Below are 16,544 nucleotides of genomic sequence, written 5' to 3' on the forward strand. Positions count from 1 at the left end.
AAAGGATCAGCCGGAGGCGCGGGTGGGTTCGCGACGCAGATGTCGCCTCTCCTCCACCCTTGGAAGCAAGGCGAGCACACGCGCGCGCTCGTCCGGATCCGCGGCCAGGGCCAGCGACGCCTTCGCGGCGAAGAGGTCGAAGAAGACCCGCAGCGCCCCCTGTGCCTCGAGGAGCTGCGCGTGCTCGTCGGCGACGGTGGCCGGCGCTCCGGCGATCTCGGCCAGGTCGCGGACCAGGTCCTGCATCGTCTGCACGTCCTCGGGGAGGACGCCGATGTCGTCGCGCACCTCGCGGTGCGCCTCCAGCGCCGCGAGGATCCGCGTGAGGGCGCGCGCGACCTGCGCGGGCTGCCGCGCCGAGAGCGGATCGCCGAGCCCGAAATCGCGCGCGACGCGCCGGCCATCCGCGCTCCTCGTCACACGGAGCACCGCGGTGCGCAGCGCCTGCGCGGTGGTGGCCGCGTCGGCGAGGAGATCGGCCGCTTCCTGCGACCGTCCACGCGCGCTCACCGCGGCGGCGGGCATTGCCTGCAGGTGGTCCTCGATCTCGCGGGCAAGGTCCAACGCTGCCTCGCAGTAGGCGCCGTTCAGGCCCCGCCGGGACAGCTCCTTCGAGTGCTCCCCGACTGCCTGCACTACGGCGCGCGCAGCCTGCGCGTCCGCCAGCGGATCGGAGCGACACATCGTCGCGCCCTCCGCGTTGCGGACCGCTCGGGCCACCAGATCGGCGCGCGCATCGGACGCGGAGCGCCCAGAGGGCTTCGCCGGAAGTGTCGGGTTCTTTCGGGCCATCTCGGCCCTCCAGTGCTTGGATATGCCGGTAGGAGCAGCTTCGGCTGAGGTGCGGCAATGACTGTCCCGCAAACGCGCGAGATTGGCAATCCCCGGCGGTCTGCGGTGTCACCGGGGCGGCTCGCGCGCGGGGTGCGCGCGCTGTACCCTCCCGGCATGCTGCACGTCGCGAATGGTGATCATGCTCTCGCCGTGCTGCGCGCGGCCGGTTTGCAGGGCGAGGTCATCGCCTGGTCCGACGTGCTCGATCAGGGCCCGGTCCGCGGCGAGCCCGGAACGGCCGCCTTTCGCGAGCTTCGGGCCGAATGGCTGGCGACGAACGGCGCGGGCGAATTGGAGCAGGTGAGCGCGCAGCTCGAACGATGGGACGCGGCGCTCCGCACTCCCGCGGGGGAAACCGTGCTCTGGTTCGAGGCCGACCTGACCTGCCAGCTCGCCCTCCTCCACCACCTCGTGCTGATCGAGGCGTCAGCCGTCGTCACCCGGGAGCCTGTGCCAGAACAGAAAGACTTCGCTGCGCTGCTCGACACCCGCAAACGCTACGACCGCGCGCAAGCGCGCAGGGCCTGGGAGGCGGTCGCAGCGCCCGATCCACGAGGCCTGCAGGCGCTCGACGTTGCCGGTCTTCCGCCGCAGATGGGCCCGGCTCTTCGCCGCCTCATCGAGGAGCTTCCGGAGGTGGGCAGCGGACTGTCGCGTACCGAGCGGACGGTCCTCGAGGAAGAGGGATCGTTCCCCCGGGTGCAGGCCCGCGAGCCCGTCCCCTGGATCACCGACCTCTTCTTTGCGCGGGTGGTGACGGAGCTGCACGAGGCGGGAATGTTCGATGAGCCCGCGCGCAGCGAATGCCTGGGCGGCAAGCTCGACTACCGGACGCGCGCGACGGATCGCTGGGTGGGCGGCGTCCTGCTGAGCGGATCGTCCTGCTTCCGCCGCGACGGATCGCGCATCGTTCCGCCCTGAAGCCCGGAGTCAGCGGTCGCGCGCGACGCGTTCCGCCGGACAAGGCGCGCCCGCGCCGGCCCAGGCCTTGAACGCGCGAACGAACTCGTCGTGGGAAACGGGCACCGGCTTCCGACCATATCCTGGCGACCAGCCCCATCGGGTCAGAGCATCGTCCGCCATGTGATGCGTGAGGCCGGCCATGTCGAGTCCGCCATTCTGCCGGCGATCCTTGAGCTGCAGGCAGAGCTCGCGGGAGCTGCGCCCGGCGAACACCATCCTGTGCTCGGGCGGAGGCAGGCGCCATTCCGTCGAGACGCCCGGCGGCATGTGCGCGCCGTAGCTGTCGGGCGGGTTCGCCTTCCCGTGGCAGGTGGAGCAGGCGAGGCCCACAGCTCCGCGGCCGGAAGGACCGCGCTGGACCGATTGCTGATGGATGTGTCTGTCGTCGCCCTGCGTGGGCTGATCCCCGTTGGGATGGCAATTCACGCAGCGCGGGCTCTGCAGCACGGCGCGGATCGTCTCGAACGACGCGATGGGATCGCTGGCGGCAGAGGGCGCCCCGGACGCCGGGGCCGGGGCGGGTGCGTGCGAGCACGAGATCGCTGCGAAGCCGGCGATGTAGAAAATGGGCGCTCTCATCGACGACTCACGCCAGCCGAAGCGGCAGCGATCGCAGCCGCTGCCGGGTCAGTGCGTACACCGCGTTGGCGACCGCCGCGGAGATCGGCGCCGCCGCGGGCTCTCCGATGCCTCCCATCTTCGCGTCGCTCTCGAGGACCTGCACCGAGACGTCGGGCATCTCCGGCATGCGCAGGACGAGGTAATCGTGGAAATTGCTCTGCTCCACGCGGCCCGCCTTCAGCGTCACCTCGCTGTGCAGGACCGCCGCGAGCCCGAAGGCCATCGCGCCCTGGACCTGCGCCTCGATGCCCAGCGGATTGATGGCCGTCCCGCAATCCACCGCGCAGCTCACCTTGTGCACGTGGATCTCCTTGTCCTTGTCCACGGAGACTTCGGCCACCTGCGCGACGATGCTGCCGAACGACTCGTGGACGGCGAGCCCGCGCGCGCGACCCTTGGACGGCGGCGTCCCCCAGCCGGCCTTCTTCGCGGCCGCTTTCAAGGCGCGCAGGTGGCGAGGCTTGTCGGCGAGCAGCATGGAGCGGAATTCGAGCGGATCGCGTCCGGCGGCCCAGGCCAGCTCGTCGATCGCGCTCTCCATCGCGAAGGCGGTGTGCGTGTTCCCGACGGACCGCCACCAGAGGACAGGGACGGGCAGGCGCGGGGAGTGGACCACGACGCGGCGATCGCGGATGGCCTCGAGATACGGCGAGTCGACGACGCCCTCGACGGAGGTGGCGTCGATGCCGTTCTTCACCATGAACTGCTCGAACGGCGTTCCCGTGAGGATCGACTGGCCGACGATGCTGTGCCTCCAGCCGACCGGACGGCCCTGCGAATCCAGGCCGGCCTCGATGCGGTGGAGGAACAGCGGCCGGTAGTAGCCTCCCTGGATGTCGTCCTCGCGGGTCCAGACGACCTTCACGGGGACCTTGGCCACCTTGGCGACGTGCACCGCCTCAGCGACGAAGTCCGAGGACGGCGTCGCACGCCGACCGAATCCGCCGCCGAGGAACTGCGTATGGATCGAGACGTTCTGCTGCGGGATGCCCGCGATCTTCGCGGCCGTCATCTGATCCATGGTCTGGAACTGGGTGCCGGTCCAGATCTCGCAGCGGTCTCCCTCCAGCTTCACCGCGCAGTTCATCGGCTCCATGGTGGCGTGGGCGAGGTAGGGGACGTCGTACTCGGCGATGACCTTCTTCGCCGCGCCGGAGAGCGCGGCGTCCGCGTCGCCCTTTTCCGTGGCGACGGCGCCTTTCGTCTGCGCCTGCGCGCGGTAGTCCTCGAGCAGCTTCGCGCTGTCGAGCGACGCGCCGGGCCCGAGGTCCCAATCGACCTGGAGCGCGTCGCGGCCGAGCTTCGCGCTCCAGAAGTTGCTCGCGACCACCGCGACACCCGAGGGAACCTGGACGACCTGTTCGACGCCCTTGACGGCGCGCGCCTTGGCCGGATCGAACGACTTGACGGTGCCGCCGAACACGGGCGAGCGCGCGACGAGCGCGGTCCGCAGCCCAGGGAAGCGGACGTCGATCCCGAACCCGGCCTTCCCGATGACCTTCTCCGGCGAATCGAGGCGACGCGTGGGCTTGCCGAGGATCTTCCAGTCCTTGCGATTCTTGAGCTTGAAGGACTGGGGCGGCGTCTGGCCCTGCGCGGCCACCGCAAGCTCGCCGTAGGAGAGCTTCTCCTTGCCGCGCAGCACGAACCCGTTCTCCGTGCGCAGCTTCTTCGCGTCCATCTTCCAGTTCGCGGCCGCGGCGCGTACGAGCATCGCCCTCGCCAGCGCGCCCGCCTGGCGGTAGCGGTCGAACTCCGACGAGGTGCTTGTCGAGCCGCCGGTCATCTGCATCCCGAAGGCCGGATGCGCGTAGACCGGTGCGGCCGGAGCATGCTCGACGCGGATCTTCGACCAATCGCAGTCGAGCTCCTCGGCGACGAGCATGGCGAGGCTGGTCCAGATCCCCTGACCCATCTCGGAATGGGCGAGCAGCACCGTCACCGATCCGTCGGGAGCGACGCGCACGAACGCGTTGGGATCGGGCAATTGCTTCGCCGCCGCCTGCGGCACGGCCCCCAGCTTGCGCGGGACGTGGAAGGCGACGAACAGGCCAGCCCCGGACAGGAGCGACTTCTGCAGCAGCGCGCGCCTTGTCAGGTTGGTCATCGCTCGGCCCTCCTCTTCGCAGCCGCGCGGTGCACCGCCTCGCGGATGCGCTGGTACGTCCCGCAGCGGCAGATGTTGCCCGCCATCGCGACGTCGATCTCCTCGTCACTCGGATCCGGGTTCTGCGCCAGGAGCGCCGCCGCGGACATGATCTGCCCTGGCTGGCAATAGCCGCATTGCACCACGTCCTGATCCACCCAGGCCTTCTGCACGGGATGCGCGCCATCCGGCGAAAGTCCCTCGATGGTGGTCACCATGCGGTTGCCGACCGCCGAAACCGGCAGCACGCAGGACCGCACGGCCTGGCCTTCGAGGTGCACGGTACAGGCCCCGCACTGGGCCATCCCGCATCCGTACTTGGTTCCGGTGAGGCCGAGCACCTCTCGCAACACCCAGAGAAGAGGCATGTCGTCGGGCGCATCGACCTGGTGGGCCGTCCCGTTCACGTTCAGCTGCATCGCAAACCTCGCGGTGTGGTCGGAATCCGTTCGCTGCAGCGCGGGGATCCAAGGGAGTCCCCGGGCCGGAAGATGCGCCAACGGCGCGGGCGGTTCAATCCTCTTTTGTGGCGCCGTCGGGCGCCCGGCATCGCAGCGCCAGTCGACACTCATCGATGCAGCGGCTTGATCCGTCGTCCCCATCGGGACCATGGACGGTCTGCCCTGACGCGACCCACGACGGCCGCCAGGCAAGGGAGAGGGAACATGCGCATTCGAGGAAGAATCACCGTAGTAGGACTGCTCGCTGCAGGCGCAACGGCGCTCGGCTGGGCCGTGTTGGCGCGCGCGTCGGGCGAGGATGGCATCGCGAAGCGGGCCGCGAGAGGACAGCTGAAGGCCGCCGTGCTGAAGATGAAGGTGCAGAAGGACGGCCAGGAGGTGACGGTGACGCGTACCCTGCCCTTCCTGTCCGCGGGCACGGTGGTCGCCGCCCAGCAGGCGCTGGGCATCTCGGCTGGCGACGATCGGGAGGAGGCGGCCGACGCGGCCGGCACGGGACAGGACCTGCCCACCGCCGACCTCGGCTCAGGCCCCGGATCTCTCGGGTGCCCAGGCCGGGACAGCAACGGGAACAAGCGAGTCAACCAGGACTGCAGCTTCCGCCGCCAGGCGGAGGAGACGATCACCTTCAACCCGCTCGATCCCAACGAACTGCTTGCGGGCCAGAACGACAGCCGGGTGGGATTCAACCAGTGCGGCATCGACTGGTCGACCGACAACGGCAAGCACTGGGGCGACCTGCTGCCGCCGTTCCGCCAGAAGCTGAACGAGCCGTTTAGCCAGGAGCCCACTGCCTCCGATCCCAACCGCCACACCATTGGCGGCGGTCCGGGAACGGAACATACGTACGACGCCGCCAGCGACCCTGCGGTGGCGATCGACGCCTTCGGTCGCGGCTACTTCAGCTGCGTCGTCTTCGATATACTCAGCAACGCCAGCGCGCTGTTCGTCACCCAGTCGCCGCCGGGGGCGCACGGATCGTTCTTCTTCAACGTCACGTTCCGCCAGTGGATGGTCGCCGAGGACAACAACGGCCTCGTGTTCCACGACAAGAACTTCATCGCAGCGGACCGGGATCCGAACGGCGTCAGCCCCAACAAGGGAAACGTGTACGTGACCTGGACCGTGTTCAGGTTCGACCAGAGCGGCAGCTATCAGCAGTCGCCAATCTTCGGATCGATGTCGACGGACGGCGGCCGCCACTTCTCTACTCCGGAGGACATCAGCGGCAGCTCGGATACGCTCTGCTTCTTCGGCAACTTCTTCGATCCGACGCTCGGTGAGCACAAGTGCGACTTCAACCAGGGTTCCGATCCGATCGTCCTCCCGAATGGCGATCTGGAAGTAATCTTCAACAACGGGAACACGCCTGCCGGAAACCCGAACGGCCAGCAGCTCGGCGTGCACTGCCATCCAACCGGCAACTCGGCGACAGGGACCGCCCATCTCAATTGCGTGGAGCCGGCGAAGGTCGGCAACGACATCATCACCGGCGAGCCGCAATGCGACTTCGGGCGCGGGCCAGAGGAGTGCATCCCTGGGGCGTATATCCGGACGAACGACTTCCCGCGGATCAGCCGGAATACCGAGAATGGCCATCTGTATGCGGTGTGGCAGGACTACCGGAACCAGGAGTACGATATCCAGCTTTCCATCTCGACGGACAGCGGGCTCACCTGGCACGAGGCGGGCACGGTGAACCCCGACCGCGGTCTCGATCACTACTTCCCGGCCGTAGACAAAGCGCTGACCGCAAATGGTTTCAACGACCGCGTCGGCGTCAGCTACTACCGGACCGAGCGCGTCCCGAACGAGAACACGACGCCGACAGGCGGATTCCTCACTTGCAATCCGAACCAGGGCGGCGATCCCACCGCCTGCAGCGCGGGAGTTGGCCTCGGCAATTCGGACTACGTGCTCGCTGGAGGCACCGGCGCGCAAACGCCATATGACTTCAAGGTGGTCTCACCCGTCTTTGCTCCACCGGACGGCGCCCAGACGGGCTTCAATGGCGACTACAGCGGGCTGACGATCAACAAGGGAACCGACGCACATCCCATCTGGTCCGATACGCGGAACGTCGACCCCTACGCGCCGGCGAACGGGGTGATTCACGACGAAGATATCTTCACCGACAACGTCGGCCTCCCGAACGGGCAGGCCAGGGTTACGCTCGGCGCCACCATAGGCCATCGGTAGCGATCACGTCCGCGGACGGAGGGCGCCCGAGCGGCCCCCTCCGTTTCGCCGCCTCCGCCGGTATCGAGATGCTATTCTCGGCCGACCTCTTTCCCGAGGCGACCGAGAATGGCTGAGAACCTCGCAGAAACGATCCGCCGCAAGCAGAAGGAGCTGCTGTTCCCCAACGTCGGCACCTATTACGAGGAGGCGCTGCCGCTGGAGTCCGGCCGGGGAATGTTCGTCAAGGACGTGGAGGGGCGCGAGTACCTCGACTTCTTCGCCGGCATCCTCACGGTCAGCGTCGGCCACTGCCATCCGGCGGTGACCGAGGCCGCCATCGCGCAGCAGCGCAAGCTGGTGCACGTCTCGACGCTCTATCCCACGGTGCCGCAGCTGCAGCTGGCCGAGAAGCTCGTGCAGCTGAAGCCGATGAAGGAGCAGGCGAAGGTCTTCTTCACCAACTCCGGCACCGAGGCGAACGAGACCGCCGTGGCGCTGGCGAAGGAGGCGACGGGACGTCACGAACTGGTCGTCCTCCGCCACAATTATGCGGGCCGCGGGACCTTGGCGCTGAGCATGATGGGCAACAAGCACTACCGGCCCCGCACGCAGAGCGAGGTGTCCGGCATCCGCTTCGCCCATGCGCCGTACTGCTATCGCTGCGACTTCGGCCTGAAGTACCCCGATTGCGGCGTCGCCTGCGCAAAAGATCTCAAGTCCCTCATCGAGACCACGACCGACGGCGAGATCGCCGCCTTCATGGCGGAGCCGATCATGGGCGTCGGCGGATTCATCACGCCGCCGAAGGAGTACTTCGAGATCGCCGTGCCGATCGCGCGCAATGCGGGCGGCCTGTTCATCGCCGACGAGGTGCAGACCGCGTGGGGCCGCACGGGCGGCAAGTGGTGGGGCGTCGAACAGTACGGCGTCGAGCCCGACATCCTCACCAGCGCCAAGGGCATGGCCAATGGGCAGCCGATCGGCTTGACGATGGCGAAAGCTGCGGTGGCCGACAAGGGCACGTTCGCGAACATCTCGACGTTCGGCGCCAGCCCGATCAGCATGGCGGCCGCTGGCGCGACCCTCAAGATCATCGAGGAGGAGAAGCTGCTCTTCAATGCGCAGATGATGGGCAAGGCGCTGCGGGAAGGGCTCGAGTCGCTGCAGCAGCGCTTCCAGGGCATCGGCGAGGTCCGCGGGATGGGGCTGATGCAGGCGATCGAGCTGGTGAAGGATCGCGGTACGAAGGAGCCCGACCCGCAGGGGACGAACCGGCTGATGGAGGCGACGCGCAAGCGCGGTCTTCTGATCGGAAAAGGAGGCCTGTACGGGAACGCGCTGCGCATCGCGCCGCCGATGGTGGTCAACAAAGGGCAGATCGACGACGCGATCCGGCTGCTCGGCGAGGCGCTCGGAGAGGCGTTGAAGCAATGAGAAGAGCGCTACTCGCCATCCTGCTCGTGGTCGCGTGCAAGCGTCAGGCTCGGCCGCCTTCGCTCGGCGAAGCCATCTCCGTCGAGCAGCCGGGAGGATCGGCGTCGCAGCTCTTCTCGCAGGGCAGCGAGATCCCCACCAGCGCTACGGAGAGCTTCACCACCGCGAAGGACAACGAAAAGCGGCTGCTGGTGCATGTGCTGCGCGGCGCCGGACGGACGGCGGCGAACCTCAAGTCCGAGGCATGGTGGGAAGTGGACGGTGTGTCCCCGGCCCGGGCTGCGGAGCCGCGCGTCATGGTTACGTTCGAAGTGGATGCGCAGGGCCATCTCGCCCTCAGCGCGCGCGAGGATGACAGGCGGTTATCGGTGAAGAAGCTGGACGACCTTCCCAGTGTCAAGACGGCGCCCTCCCCCCTCGCGGAACCGGACGACGACGAGGATCTGGAGGAAGATCCTCCCGAGTAGGGCGCCGTATGCCGAACCTGATTGCGCTGGCGATCCCGTTCTTCTTCCTGCTCATCGGCGTCGAGCTGTGGGCGGCAAAGCGCCGCGGGCTCAAGCTCTACCGGTTCGCGGACGTCGTCGCCGACCTCTCTTGCGGCATGACGCAGCAGATCCTGCTGGTCTTCGAAGTCGCCGTGATCACGGGCGGTTACGTCTGGTTGTACCAGCACCGCCTGTTCACCTTTCGCGAGGGCTCCCCTTGGCCGTGGGTGATCGCCTTCGTGGCGGTCGACCTCGTCTACTACTGGTGGCACCGCCTCTCGCACCGGGTGAACCTGCTCTGGGCGGTCCACGCCGTGCACCACCAGAGCGAGGATTACAACTTCGCCGTCGCCCTGCGGCAGGCCGTGCTCTCGGTCTGGACCATCTGGCCGCTGCACCTTCCCCTGGCGCTGATCGGCATCCCGCCGGCGACCTTCCTCGTCGTCGACTCGCTGAGCACCCTGTACCAGTTCTGGATCCATACCGAGCTGGTGGGAAGGCTCGGCTGGTACGAGTGGATCTTCAACACGCCGTCGCAGCATCGCGTGCACCACGCGATCAATCCCCGATACCTCGACCGCAACTACGCGGCGACGCTCTGCATCTGGGATCGCCTGTTCGGCACGTACGTCGAGGAGCGCGAGCAACCCGTCTACGGGCTGGTGAAGCCGCTCCGGAGCTTCGACCCGCTCAAGGCGCAGGTATACCATTTCCTCGAGATCGGCCGGCGAGCCCGGACGATGCGCGGGCTCGACCGCCTGCGTGCGCTCTTCCGGGGTCCCGAATGGGGCCATCCGCCCGCGCCGGAGATCACCCGCGCCGAGCAGCGGAAGCACGCGGCCGAGCTCACGGGACGTCAGTTGGCGTGGCTTGCCACGACGCTGGTGATCGGAATCGTCGCGACCTTCCTGCTGCTCTGGTTTCAGTTCTCGCTGCCGCTCTGGAAGCGGATCGCCGTCGCTGGCTTCGTCCTGGCGCTGATGGCGAGCTGGGGCCTTCTTCTCGATCGGCGTCTGATCTGGAGCAGGAGCGCGAGCGCGCCCAGCGCGGCGCCCGGTCCGGTCTGAGCCTGCGAGCAGCCGCAGCCCGAGGACGATTCCGGCGCAAGGCAGGTCACCGTGGGCTGTCCTTTCGGGTAGATGGCGCAGATGCCGGCGATGTCGTCCGTTCCCAGGCGACGTTTGCTCGTCTCCCCCGGCGGCGCATTGGCGTACATCGTCGCATTCGAGTCCAGCGAGTGATCGAGTCCCAGCGTGTGGCCGGCCTCGTGCGTGACCGTGTTCTGGACGTCGATGCAGCCCGTCCCGGACGCGGTCGGGCAAGGGAGGACGTCGACGACGCTGAAGGTGAATTTCGTTCCGGCGCTGGAGGGCGCGTCGTTCAGCTCGATGTCGGTGTCGAGGATCTGGCCGGTGAGACGGTTGGCGGTGGTGGTCGTGGTAGCGATGACGCTATCGCCGTGACTGTCATCCCAGCAGTCGTAGGCGTTCGAGCATCCGCCTTGGGTCAGGCAGGGGTCGTTGGCGGGAACGACGTCGCGGCACGCGCGCGTCCGCCACAGCACCAGATTGTGGTTCGTGCTCCCCTGGAAGTAGCCGACGAGCCGGTTTTGCGCAGAGGTGGAGAGAGACTCCTCGGGGAACGCGAGATCGGTGCAGGAGACCGCCGCCCAGGTCGCGAGGCTGCTGCGAATGGCGGCGAAGGTGTCGGCGGTGGGCGCATCCGGGGTGCCCTGCGAGTCGATCTGGAAGCCGTGGCCGCGGCTCTGCCACCACACACACAGGCCGGTGCCGTTCGTTTTCGTGCGCACCCATGCGCGCGCGGGCAAGGCGCAGAAGAGGAGAACGACCGCGACACGCTTCACCGCCGGGCGCTCCGCAGGACGCGGGCGCGCAGCTCGTCGAGCGAGAGATCGTCCTGTTCGGCGGGCGCACAGCGTAGACAGGTCAGCCCGTGCCGATCGCGCATGGCGCGCTTCGGCAGATCCGCCGGCGCTCCGACAGCGAACTTTCCCAGCGCCATGCCCTCGACGCCGTACGTTCCGGGCGCGCGTCGGTGCAGAAACACCACCACTTCCTCGCCGTCACGAAAGGCGGCGGCGCCCTGCACCGTCTGGGAGAGATCGCCGACTTCGCCGCCAGGCACGAGGACAGTCACCTCCCCTGCCGGCGTGCCCTTCCATGCCTCGATGGAATGAAGGACGACGGCGGTGAAGATCTGTCCGCCCCCCTTCGTCCACGCGCTGGTCCGCCGGATCACGCGCCCGTACACGACCGCGTCCGCCGATGCGGTCAACGACTCGATGTCGAACGGTCCCTGGACCGTCGCAGCGATGAGCAGCGCGAGCAGCATCAAGCGAGGGTACTACGGAATCGCGCCGCCACCGTCGTTGCGAACGTCGCAGGCGGCGACGCGCCAGCGCGTGTCGGCGTCGATCTGTATCCCGCAGGCTTTTCCCCACAGCGTGTCGAAGAAGCCGGGACCGTGATCCTGGAAAGGCTCGCCGCCGAACTGCAACTTGTGTCCGCGCTGCTCCAGGGCTCGCGCAGTGGCGGCCTCCAGCCCGCTGGGCTCCACGCGGACGAGGTCGGGGTAGAGATTGTGGTGCAGGCGCGGCTGAGCGATGGCGCGATCGACCGGCATGCCGTCGTCGATCACGTGCACGATGGCCTGCACGACCGTGGTCGGAATCGACGCTCCGCCTGAAGAGCCGATGGCGAGCAGCAGCGCGCCGTCGGGAGCGAAGACGAACGTCGGCGCCATGGACGAGAGCGGCACCTTCCCCGGGCCCGGCGCGTTCTCCACGTCGCCTCGGACGCCGTACGCGTTGGGAACACCGGCGGCGACGGCGAAGTCGTCCATCTCGTCGTTGAGGAGGAAACCCGTCCCCTTGGGAACGACGCAGGAGCCGAAGGCGTCGTTCACGGTGGTGTTGAGCGCGACCGCATTTCCTTCTTCGTCCACGGCCGAGACATGGGTCGTTCCATGCTCCTGCTGGACCACGACCTGGGCCGTCGGCGTCGCCTGCTCGCCGATCTGCCGCGCGAGATCTCCGGCGAAGTCCTTGGCGACCATCCGCCGCACCCGCTCCTCGACACCAGGATTGAAGTCGGGGTCGCCCAGCCTCTGCCGCACGGCATAGAGCCGTTTCTCGGCCTCGATCATCGCGTGCAGGAAGCGGTCCGGCCGATAGCCTCCCGCCCTGGGCTGCTCGCGCTCGAGCACGTTGAGCAGCGCGGAGACGATGAATCCGCCGCTCGAAGGCAGCGGCATGCTGACGATGCGGTAACCGCGATACGTCGACTCGATCGGCTGCCGCTCGCGAACCTGGACCCGCGACAGGTCGTCGGGCGCGAGCACTCCGCCGCGCGCGGCGAGGGTGTCGACGATGCTCTTCGCGATCCGTCCCTTGTAGAACGCGTCGGGACCCCGCTCTCCGATGGCGTGCAGGGTGCGCGCGAGATCCGGCTGGATGAGCTTGTCTCCGGGCTGCTTCGCCTCATATTCGCCGTCGTCTCCCCGGCGCAAGAAGATCCGCGCCGCCTCCGGATCGGCGGCGAGGCATTCCAGACGCCACTCGGAAGCGCGCACGAACTGGACGTTCACCTGGAACCCGCGGAGCGCGATCTGCTCGGCGGGGCTGACGACCTGCGCGAGCGGTTTCTTTCCGAAGCGCTTGAGCAACTCGGCGTATCCCTTCACCGCTGCGGGAACGGCGACGCTGAGCGGGCCGGCGTTGGCGAGGTCCTGCCGCGCCTCTCCGTTCTGCACGTACATGTCCGGCCGCGCAGCGCGCGGGCCCACTTCGCGGAAGTCGAGCACGTGCACCTGTCTCGTCCGCGCCGTGTAGATCAGCGCGAATCCGCCCCCGCCGAGTCCCGAGCTCTGCGGCTCGACGACGCTGAGCGCGAAGGCCGCGGCGATGGCCGCGTCCGCCGCGTTGCCGCCGCGGCGCAGCATGGATGCGCCCGCCTCGGCGGCAAGCGGGTGGGCCGCGGCGACGGCGCCGCGGGGCGATACCGCGGGGAACGCGAGCAACAGCGCGAGCAGGAGCATGGCGGCGCACTATAACTTCTGCTATCTCGGCTGCCCCCATGGTTCGCGTCCGCTTCGCACCCTCGCCGACCGGGTACCTGCACATCGGCGGGGCGCGCACCGCCCTGTTCAACTGGCTGTGGGCGCGGAAGAACAAGGGCGTGTTCGTCCTGCGCGTGGAGGACACGGACCAGTCGCGCAGCACGCAGGAGAGCGAGCAGGCCATCATCGACGGGATGAAGTGGTTGGGCCTCGATTGGGACGAGGGTCCGATCGTGGGAGGCCCGCACGCGCCGTACTTCCAGATGCAGCGGCTCGCCACCTACGACAAGCACGCGGAAGACTTGATCGCGAAGGGCAAGGCGTACCGCTGCGACTGCACGAAGGAGGAGCTGGATCGGCTCCGCGAGCAGGCGGCGCGCGAGAAGCGGGGCTTCAAGTACCCGGGCACCTGCCGCGACAAGAATCTGCCGCGCGGGACGCCGGGCTCGGTGGTGCGGTTCCGCATGCCTGACGAGGGAGCCACGACGTTCACGGACCTGGTCAAGGGCGAGATCACCACCCAGCACAAGGAGCTGCAGGACGAGGTCATCCTCAGAGCCGACGGAGTGCCGCTCTACAACTTCGGCGCCGTGGTCGACGACATCGAGATGGAGATCAGCATGGTCGCCCGCGGCGACGACCACGTCGTGAACACGCCGCGGCAGATCCTCATGTACCAGGCGCTGCGGTACCCGGTGCCGCAGTTCGCGCACCTGCCGATGATCCTCGGCGCCGACAAGCAGCGGCTCTCCAAGCGGCACGGCGCAGTCAACGTCCTGCAGTATCGCGACGATGGTTACCTGCCGGGCGCGCTGGTGAACTACCTCGCGCGCCTCGGCTGGTCGCACGGCGATCAGGAGATCTTCACCATTCCCGAGCTGATCGAGAAGTTCGACTGGGAGCATGTGGGCGCCAACGCCGGGGTGTTCAACCCGCAGAAGCTGGAATGGCTGAACCAGCAGTGGATCAAGATGACGCCAGCGGAGGAGATCGCGAAGCAGACCGGCGTCTCGGCGCAGTTCGCCGCCCTGATGCAGGAGCGGGCGCGGAACCTGAACGAGATCCGCGATGCCTGGCGCGCGTATATGACCGCGGAGCTTCCCGCATACGACGACAAGGCGGTGGCGAAACAGTTGACCCAGGAGGCCAGGCCATTGCTCGTCGAGGCGCGGACGCTGATCGACCGGACCTTCCCCCAGGGACCGCAGGCCATGGAGCACGCCTTTCGCGCCCTGGCCGAGCAGCGCGGCCTCGGCCTCGGCAAGGTCGCGCAACCGGTGCGCGTAGCGGTGACCGGGACCACCGTCAGCCCTCCGCTGTTCGAGACCATCGCGCTGCTCGGCAAGGAGCGGACGCTGCGGCGCATCGATGCCGCGCTGGAGAAGACCCGATGAGAGTGGTGTTCGCGGTGCTGCTCGCCGCCACGGCGGCGGTTGCGGCAGAAGGGTTCAAGGCGCGCGGCTTCATCCTTCCCGACGGGGCGGTGAAGATCGACGACGACCGGTACCGCCTGCCGCAGCCCTGGGACGAGGCGGTGAAGTTCTACCGGCGCGCATATCCGCCGGGGAAGTACACGAGACGAACGCTGCACAGCCAGACGGCAGTCCGCGCGATGCACATCGAGAACTCCGAGAAGGGCGAGTGGGAAGGCGTCAATCTGTACGAGGCCGGACGCGGTGAAGTGCGCGTGTACATCCTGCCGCCTGCGCAGGCGCCGCCGCAGCCGCCGGCGAAAGGCAAGTCGCCTTGACAGCGCGGGGGTGCTTTTGTAGTTAGCGCGTCCCCGTTCGCTGGGGGATCGTCTAACGGCAGGACGTAGGACTCTGACTCCTACTATCCAGGTTCGAATCCTGGTCCCCCAACCATTGAGGGTGTAGTACCCTGTGGGTCAGAGTCGCGGGAGCGGCAAAGGAAAGGCGGCCCCATCGTCTAGCGGCCTAGGACGGAGGCCTCTCACGCCTCAAACATGGGTTCGAATCCCGTTGGGGTCACCAATTGGCCCGCCAGGGTGAGACTGGCGGGCTCTTTTACGTGGTACAGGCAAAGCCAGTAGCCGCCAAGCCTCCTGGCGCGCTGCGGCTACGCTGCCCGCGCCGGGCGGTCCGTCCGCATCCAGGTCTGCCCCTGGGCGCCCCGGCTGTATTTGACGAATCCCACCAGCAGCGCGGCATTCATCTCGACGAAATGAGCGGCCGCATCGGCGACGGCCCGCACGTGCCGCGGCGTCATCCCCAGGAGGCTGAGCGCGGCGAGCGCGTACGCGGTGCACTGCGTGAGCAGGGCGAGCGAGTAGAAGGTGCCCGCCCGCGCCAGGAACAGGTTGGCGACGAAGGCCACCACCAGGGCGTGCGGCACGAACCAGCGGAGCACCTTGTGCGACCAGAGCGCAAACGCGGTGAACCCATGGCGCGGCGAGAGCAGGTCCCGATGCTGCGAGAGCGCCCGGAAGCCGCCCGCCGCGATGCGGACACGCCGCCGGTACTCGCCGACGTGATCGGGAGCAGTCTCTTCGTGCGCGACCGCCTCGGGCTCGTAGGCCACCTTGGAGCCTGCCGCCAGGACCCGCAACGCGGCGACGAAGTCGTCGACGACGGTCCCTGCCGGCAGCGGCGGAAAGAGATCCTTGCGGACGGCGTAGATTCCTCCGTTGGCCCCCATCACGCAGCCGCGCCGCGACTCGTACAGCTTGAGCAGGCTCTCGAGCTTCCAGTAGGCGCCTTCCGTGACAGGGGCGCCCGCCGGAGAGTGCAGCCGCAGCCGCCCGCAGACCAGGCCCACCTCGTCGTCGCGCAATGGTTGTACGAGATGCCGGATGGCGTCGCGCTCGAACTCGGTATTCGCGTCCGTCATCACCAGGACGTCGCCCTTGGCGAGCGCCACCAGCCGGCTGAGGACTCCGGCCTTGCCGCAGCGCTCTGCGCGCGAGAGCTTCACCCCGCGCGCCCCGTACCGCTGGACGATGGCGTCGGTCTCGTCGGTCGAGGCGTCGGAGCCGATCAGGATCTCCAGCTTGTCCGGCGGATAGTCCTGGGCGAGCAGGTTCTCGACTCGCCGCGCGATGCAATCCTGCTCGTTGAAGGCCGCGATCAGGACGGAGACGCTGGGCAGGCCAATCTGGGCGGGCGGACGGCGACGCTCATTTCCGCCCAGGTACCCCCAGGCGCCGCGCGCCTGCGCGATCGCATCGAGCGCGACGAGTAGCAGCGGATAGATCACGTAGGTGTGCAGGACGCATCCGACTGCGACCCAGAACACGACGGCGAGCATGCGCCAGTCCGCAGCAATCGCCGTGCCTCGGCGGCGGCGCCGCAGGCACGCGACTGCCCCGGATACCGACAC

15 protein-coding genes and 2 tRNA genes are annotated in these 16,544 nt (G+C 68.1%); 9 read left to right on the plus strand and 8 right to left on the minus strand.

All coding sequences use genetic code 11. The features are described 5' to 3' along the window. Positions 1-6: 6 nt before the first annotated feature. Positions 7-792 (minus strand): hypothetical protein, encoded by a 786-nt coding sequence (locus tag E6J58_15450; protein ID TMB35592.1) that lies wholly within the window; start codon positions 790-792, stop codon positions 7-9. A 57-nt stretch (positions 793-849) separates the two neighbouring features. Between E6J58_15450 and E6J58_15455 the strand changes: the two genes are divergently transcribed. Further along, entirely contained in the window at positions 850-1,755 is a 906-nt protein-coding gene (locus E6J58_15455) for a DUF1835 domain-containing protein (GenBank protein ID TMB35593.1), read from the plus strand. A 9-nt stretch (positions 1,756-1,764) separates the two neighbouring features. Here E6J58_15455 and E6J58_15460 read toward each other — a convergent pair whose 3' ends face one another. The 3 genes from E6J58_15460 to E6J58_15470 are packed head-to-tail and all read right to left on the minus strand — an operon-like array spanning position 1,765 to position 4,983. Then, positions 1,765-2,376, minus strand: coding sequence for a hypothetical protein (locus E6J58_15460; GenBank protein TMB35594.1), 612 nt, complete (start codon positions 2,374-2,376; stop codon positions 1,765-1,767). 7 nt (positions 2,377-2,383) lie between these two features. Then, entirely contained in the window at positions 2,384-4,525 is a 2,142-nt protein-coding gene (locus E6J58_15465) for a xanthine dehydrogenase family protein molybdopterin-binding subunit (GenBank protein ID TMB35595.1), read from the minus strand. Continuing rightward, positions 4,522-4,983, minus strand: a complete 462-nt coding sequence (locus E6J58_15470; protein TMB35596.1) for a (2Fe-2S)-binding protein — start codon at positions 4,981-4,983, stop codon at positions 4,522-4,524. The genes E6J58_15465 and E6J58_15470 overlap by 4 nt, the downstream gene beginning before the upstream one ends. 246 nt (positions 4,984-5,229) lie before the next feature. Between E6J58_15470 and E6J58_15475 the strand changes: the two genes are divergently transcribed. The 4 genes from E6J58_15475 to E6J58_15490 all read left to right on the plus strand — a co-directional run bounded on the left by E6J58_15475 (position 5,230) and on the right by E6J58_15490 (position 10,195). Further along, positions 5,230-7,224: a hypothetical protein gene (locus E6J58_15475; GenBank protein TMB35597.1), complete on the plus strand. Its 1,995-nt coding sequence runs from the start codon at positions 5,230-5,232 to the stop codon at positions 7,222-7,224. Between the two features lie 108 nt (positions 7,225-7,332). Then, a complete protein-coding gene (locus tag E6J58_15480) occupies positions 7,333-8,640 on the plus strand; it encodes an aspartate aminotransferase family protein (protein TMB35598.1) in 1,308 nt (435 codons plus the stop codon). Next, entirely contained in the window at positions 8,637-9,107 is a 471-nt protein-coding gene (locus E6J58_15485; protein TMB35599.1) for a hypothetical protein, read from the plus strand. The genes E6J58_15480 and E6J58_15485 overlap by 4 nt, the downstream gene beginning before the upstream one ends. 8 nt (positions 9,108-9,115) lie before the next feature. Continuing rightward, positions 9,116-10,195 (plus strand): sterol desaturase family protein, encoded by a 1,080-nt coding sequence (locus E6J58_15490; protein ID TMB35600.1) that lies wholly within the window; start codon positions 9,116-9,118, stop codon positions 10,193-10,195. On the opposite strand, the gene E6J58_15495 is transcribed toward E6J58_15490, so the two are convergent. From E6J58_15495 to ggt, 3 genes are read right to left on the minus strand one after another with little or no spacing between them, the layout of a single operon-like run. Beyond that, entirely contained in the window at positions 10,051-10,992 is a 942-nt protein-coding gene (locus tag E6J58_15495; protein ID TMB35601.1) for a matrixin family metalloprotease, read from the minus strand. The genes E6J58_15490 and E6J58_15495 overlap by 145 nt on opposite strands. Then, positions 10,989-11,480, minus strand: coding sequence for a hypothetical protein (locus tag E6J58_15500; protein TMB35602.1), 492 nt, complete (start codon positions 11,478-11,480; stop codon positions 10,989-10,991). Before E6J58_15500 ends, E6J58_15495 begins: the two co-directional genes overlap by 4 nt. A gap of 12 nt (positions 11,481-11,492) precedes the next feature. After that, entirely contained in the window at positions 11,493-13,184 is a 1,692-nt protein-coding gene (gene ggt, locus E6J58_15505; GenBank protein TMB35603.1) for a gamma-glutamyltransferase, read from the minus strand. Between the two features lie 38 nt (positions 13,185-13,222). Here ggt and E6J58_15510 point away from each other — a divergent pair, with 38 nt between their 5' ends. The 4 genes from E6J58_15510 to E6J58_15525 all read left to right on the plus strand — a co-directional run bounded on the left by E6J58_15510 (position 13,223) and on the right by E6J58_15525 (position 15,199). Next, positions 13,223-14,599: a glutamate--tRNA ligase gene (locus tag E6J58_15510; GenBank protein ID TMB35604.1), complete on the plus strand. Its 1,377-nt coding sequence runs from the start codon at positions 13,223-13,225 to the stop codon at positions 14,597-14,599. Beyond that, positions 14,596-14,955, plus strand: a complete 360-nt coding sequence (locus E6J58_15515) for a hypothetical protein (GenBank protein TMB35605.1) — start codon at positions 14,596-14,598, stop codon at positions 14,953-14,955. The genes E6J58_15510 and E6J58_15515 overlap by 4 nt, the downstream gene beginning before the upstream one ends. 41 nt (positions 14,956-14,996) lie before the next feature. Then, positions 14,997-15,070 (plus strand) — tRNA-Gln (locus E6J58_15520). Positions 15,071-15,123: 53 nt separating this feature from the next. Further along, a tRNA-Glu gene (locus E6J58_15525) sits at positions 15,124-15,199 on the plus strand. Between the two features lie 85 nt (positions 15,200-15,284). On the opposite strand, the gene E6J58_15530 is transcribed toward E6J58_15525, so the two are convergent. Then, complete coding sequence (locus E6J58_15530) at positions 15,285-16,472, minus strand: glycosyltransferase family 2 protein (protein TMB35606.1); 1,188 nt, start codon at positions 16,470-16,472, stop codon at positions 15,285-15,287. Positions 16,473-16,544: the final 72 nt, after the last annotated feature.

This window comes from Deltaproteobacteria bacterium (assembly GCA_005879535.1).
Lineage (GTDB): Bacteria > Myxococcota > Myxococcia > Myxococcales > 40CM-4-68-19 > 40CM-4-68-19.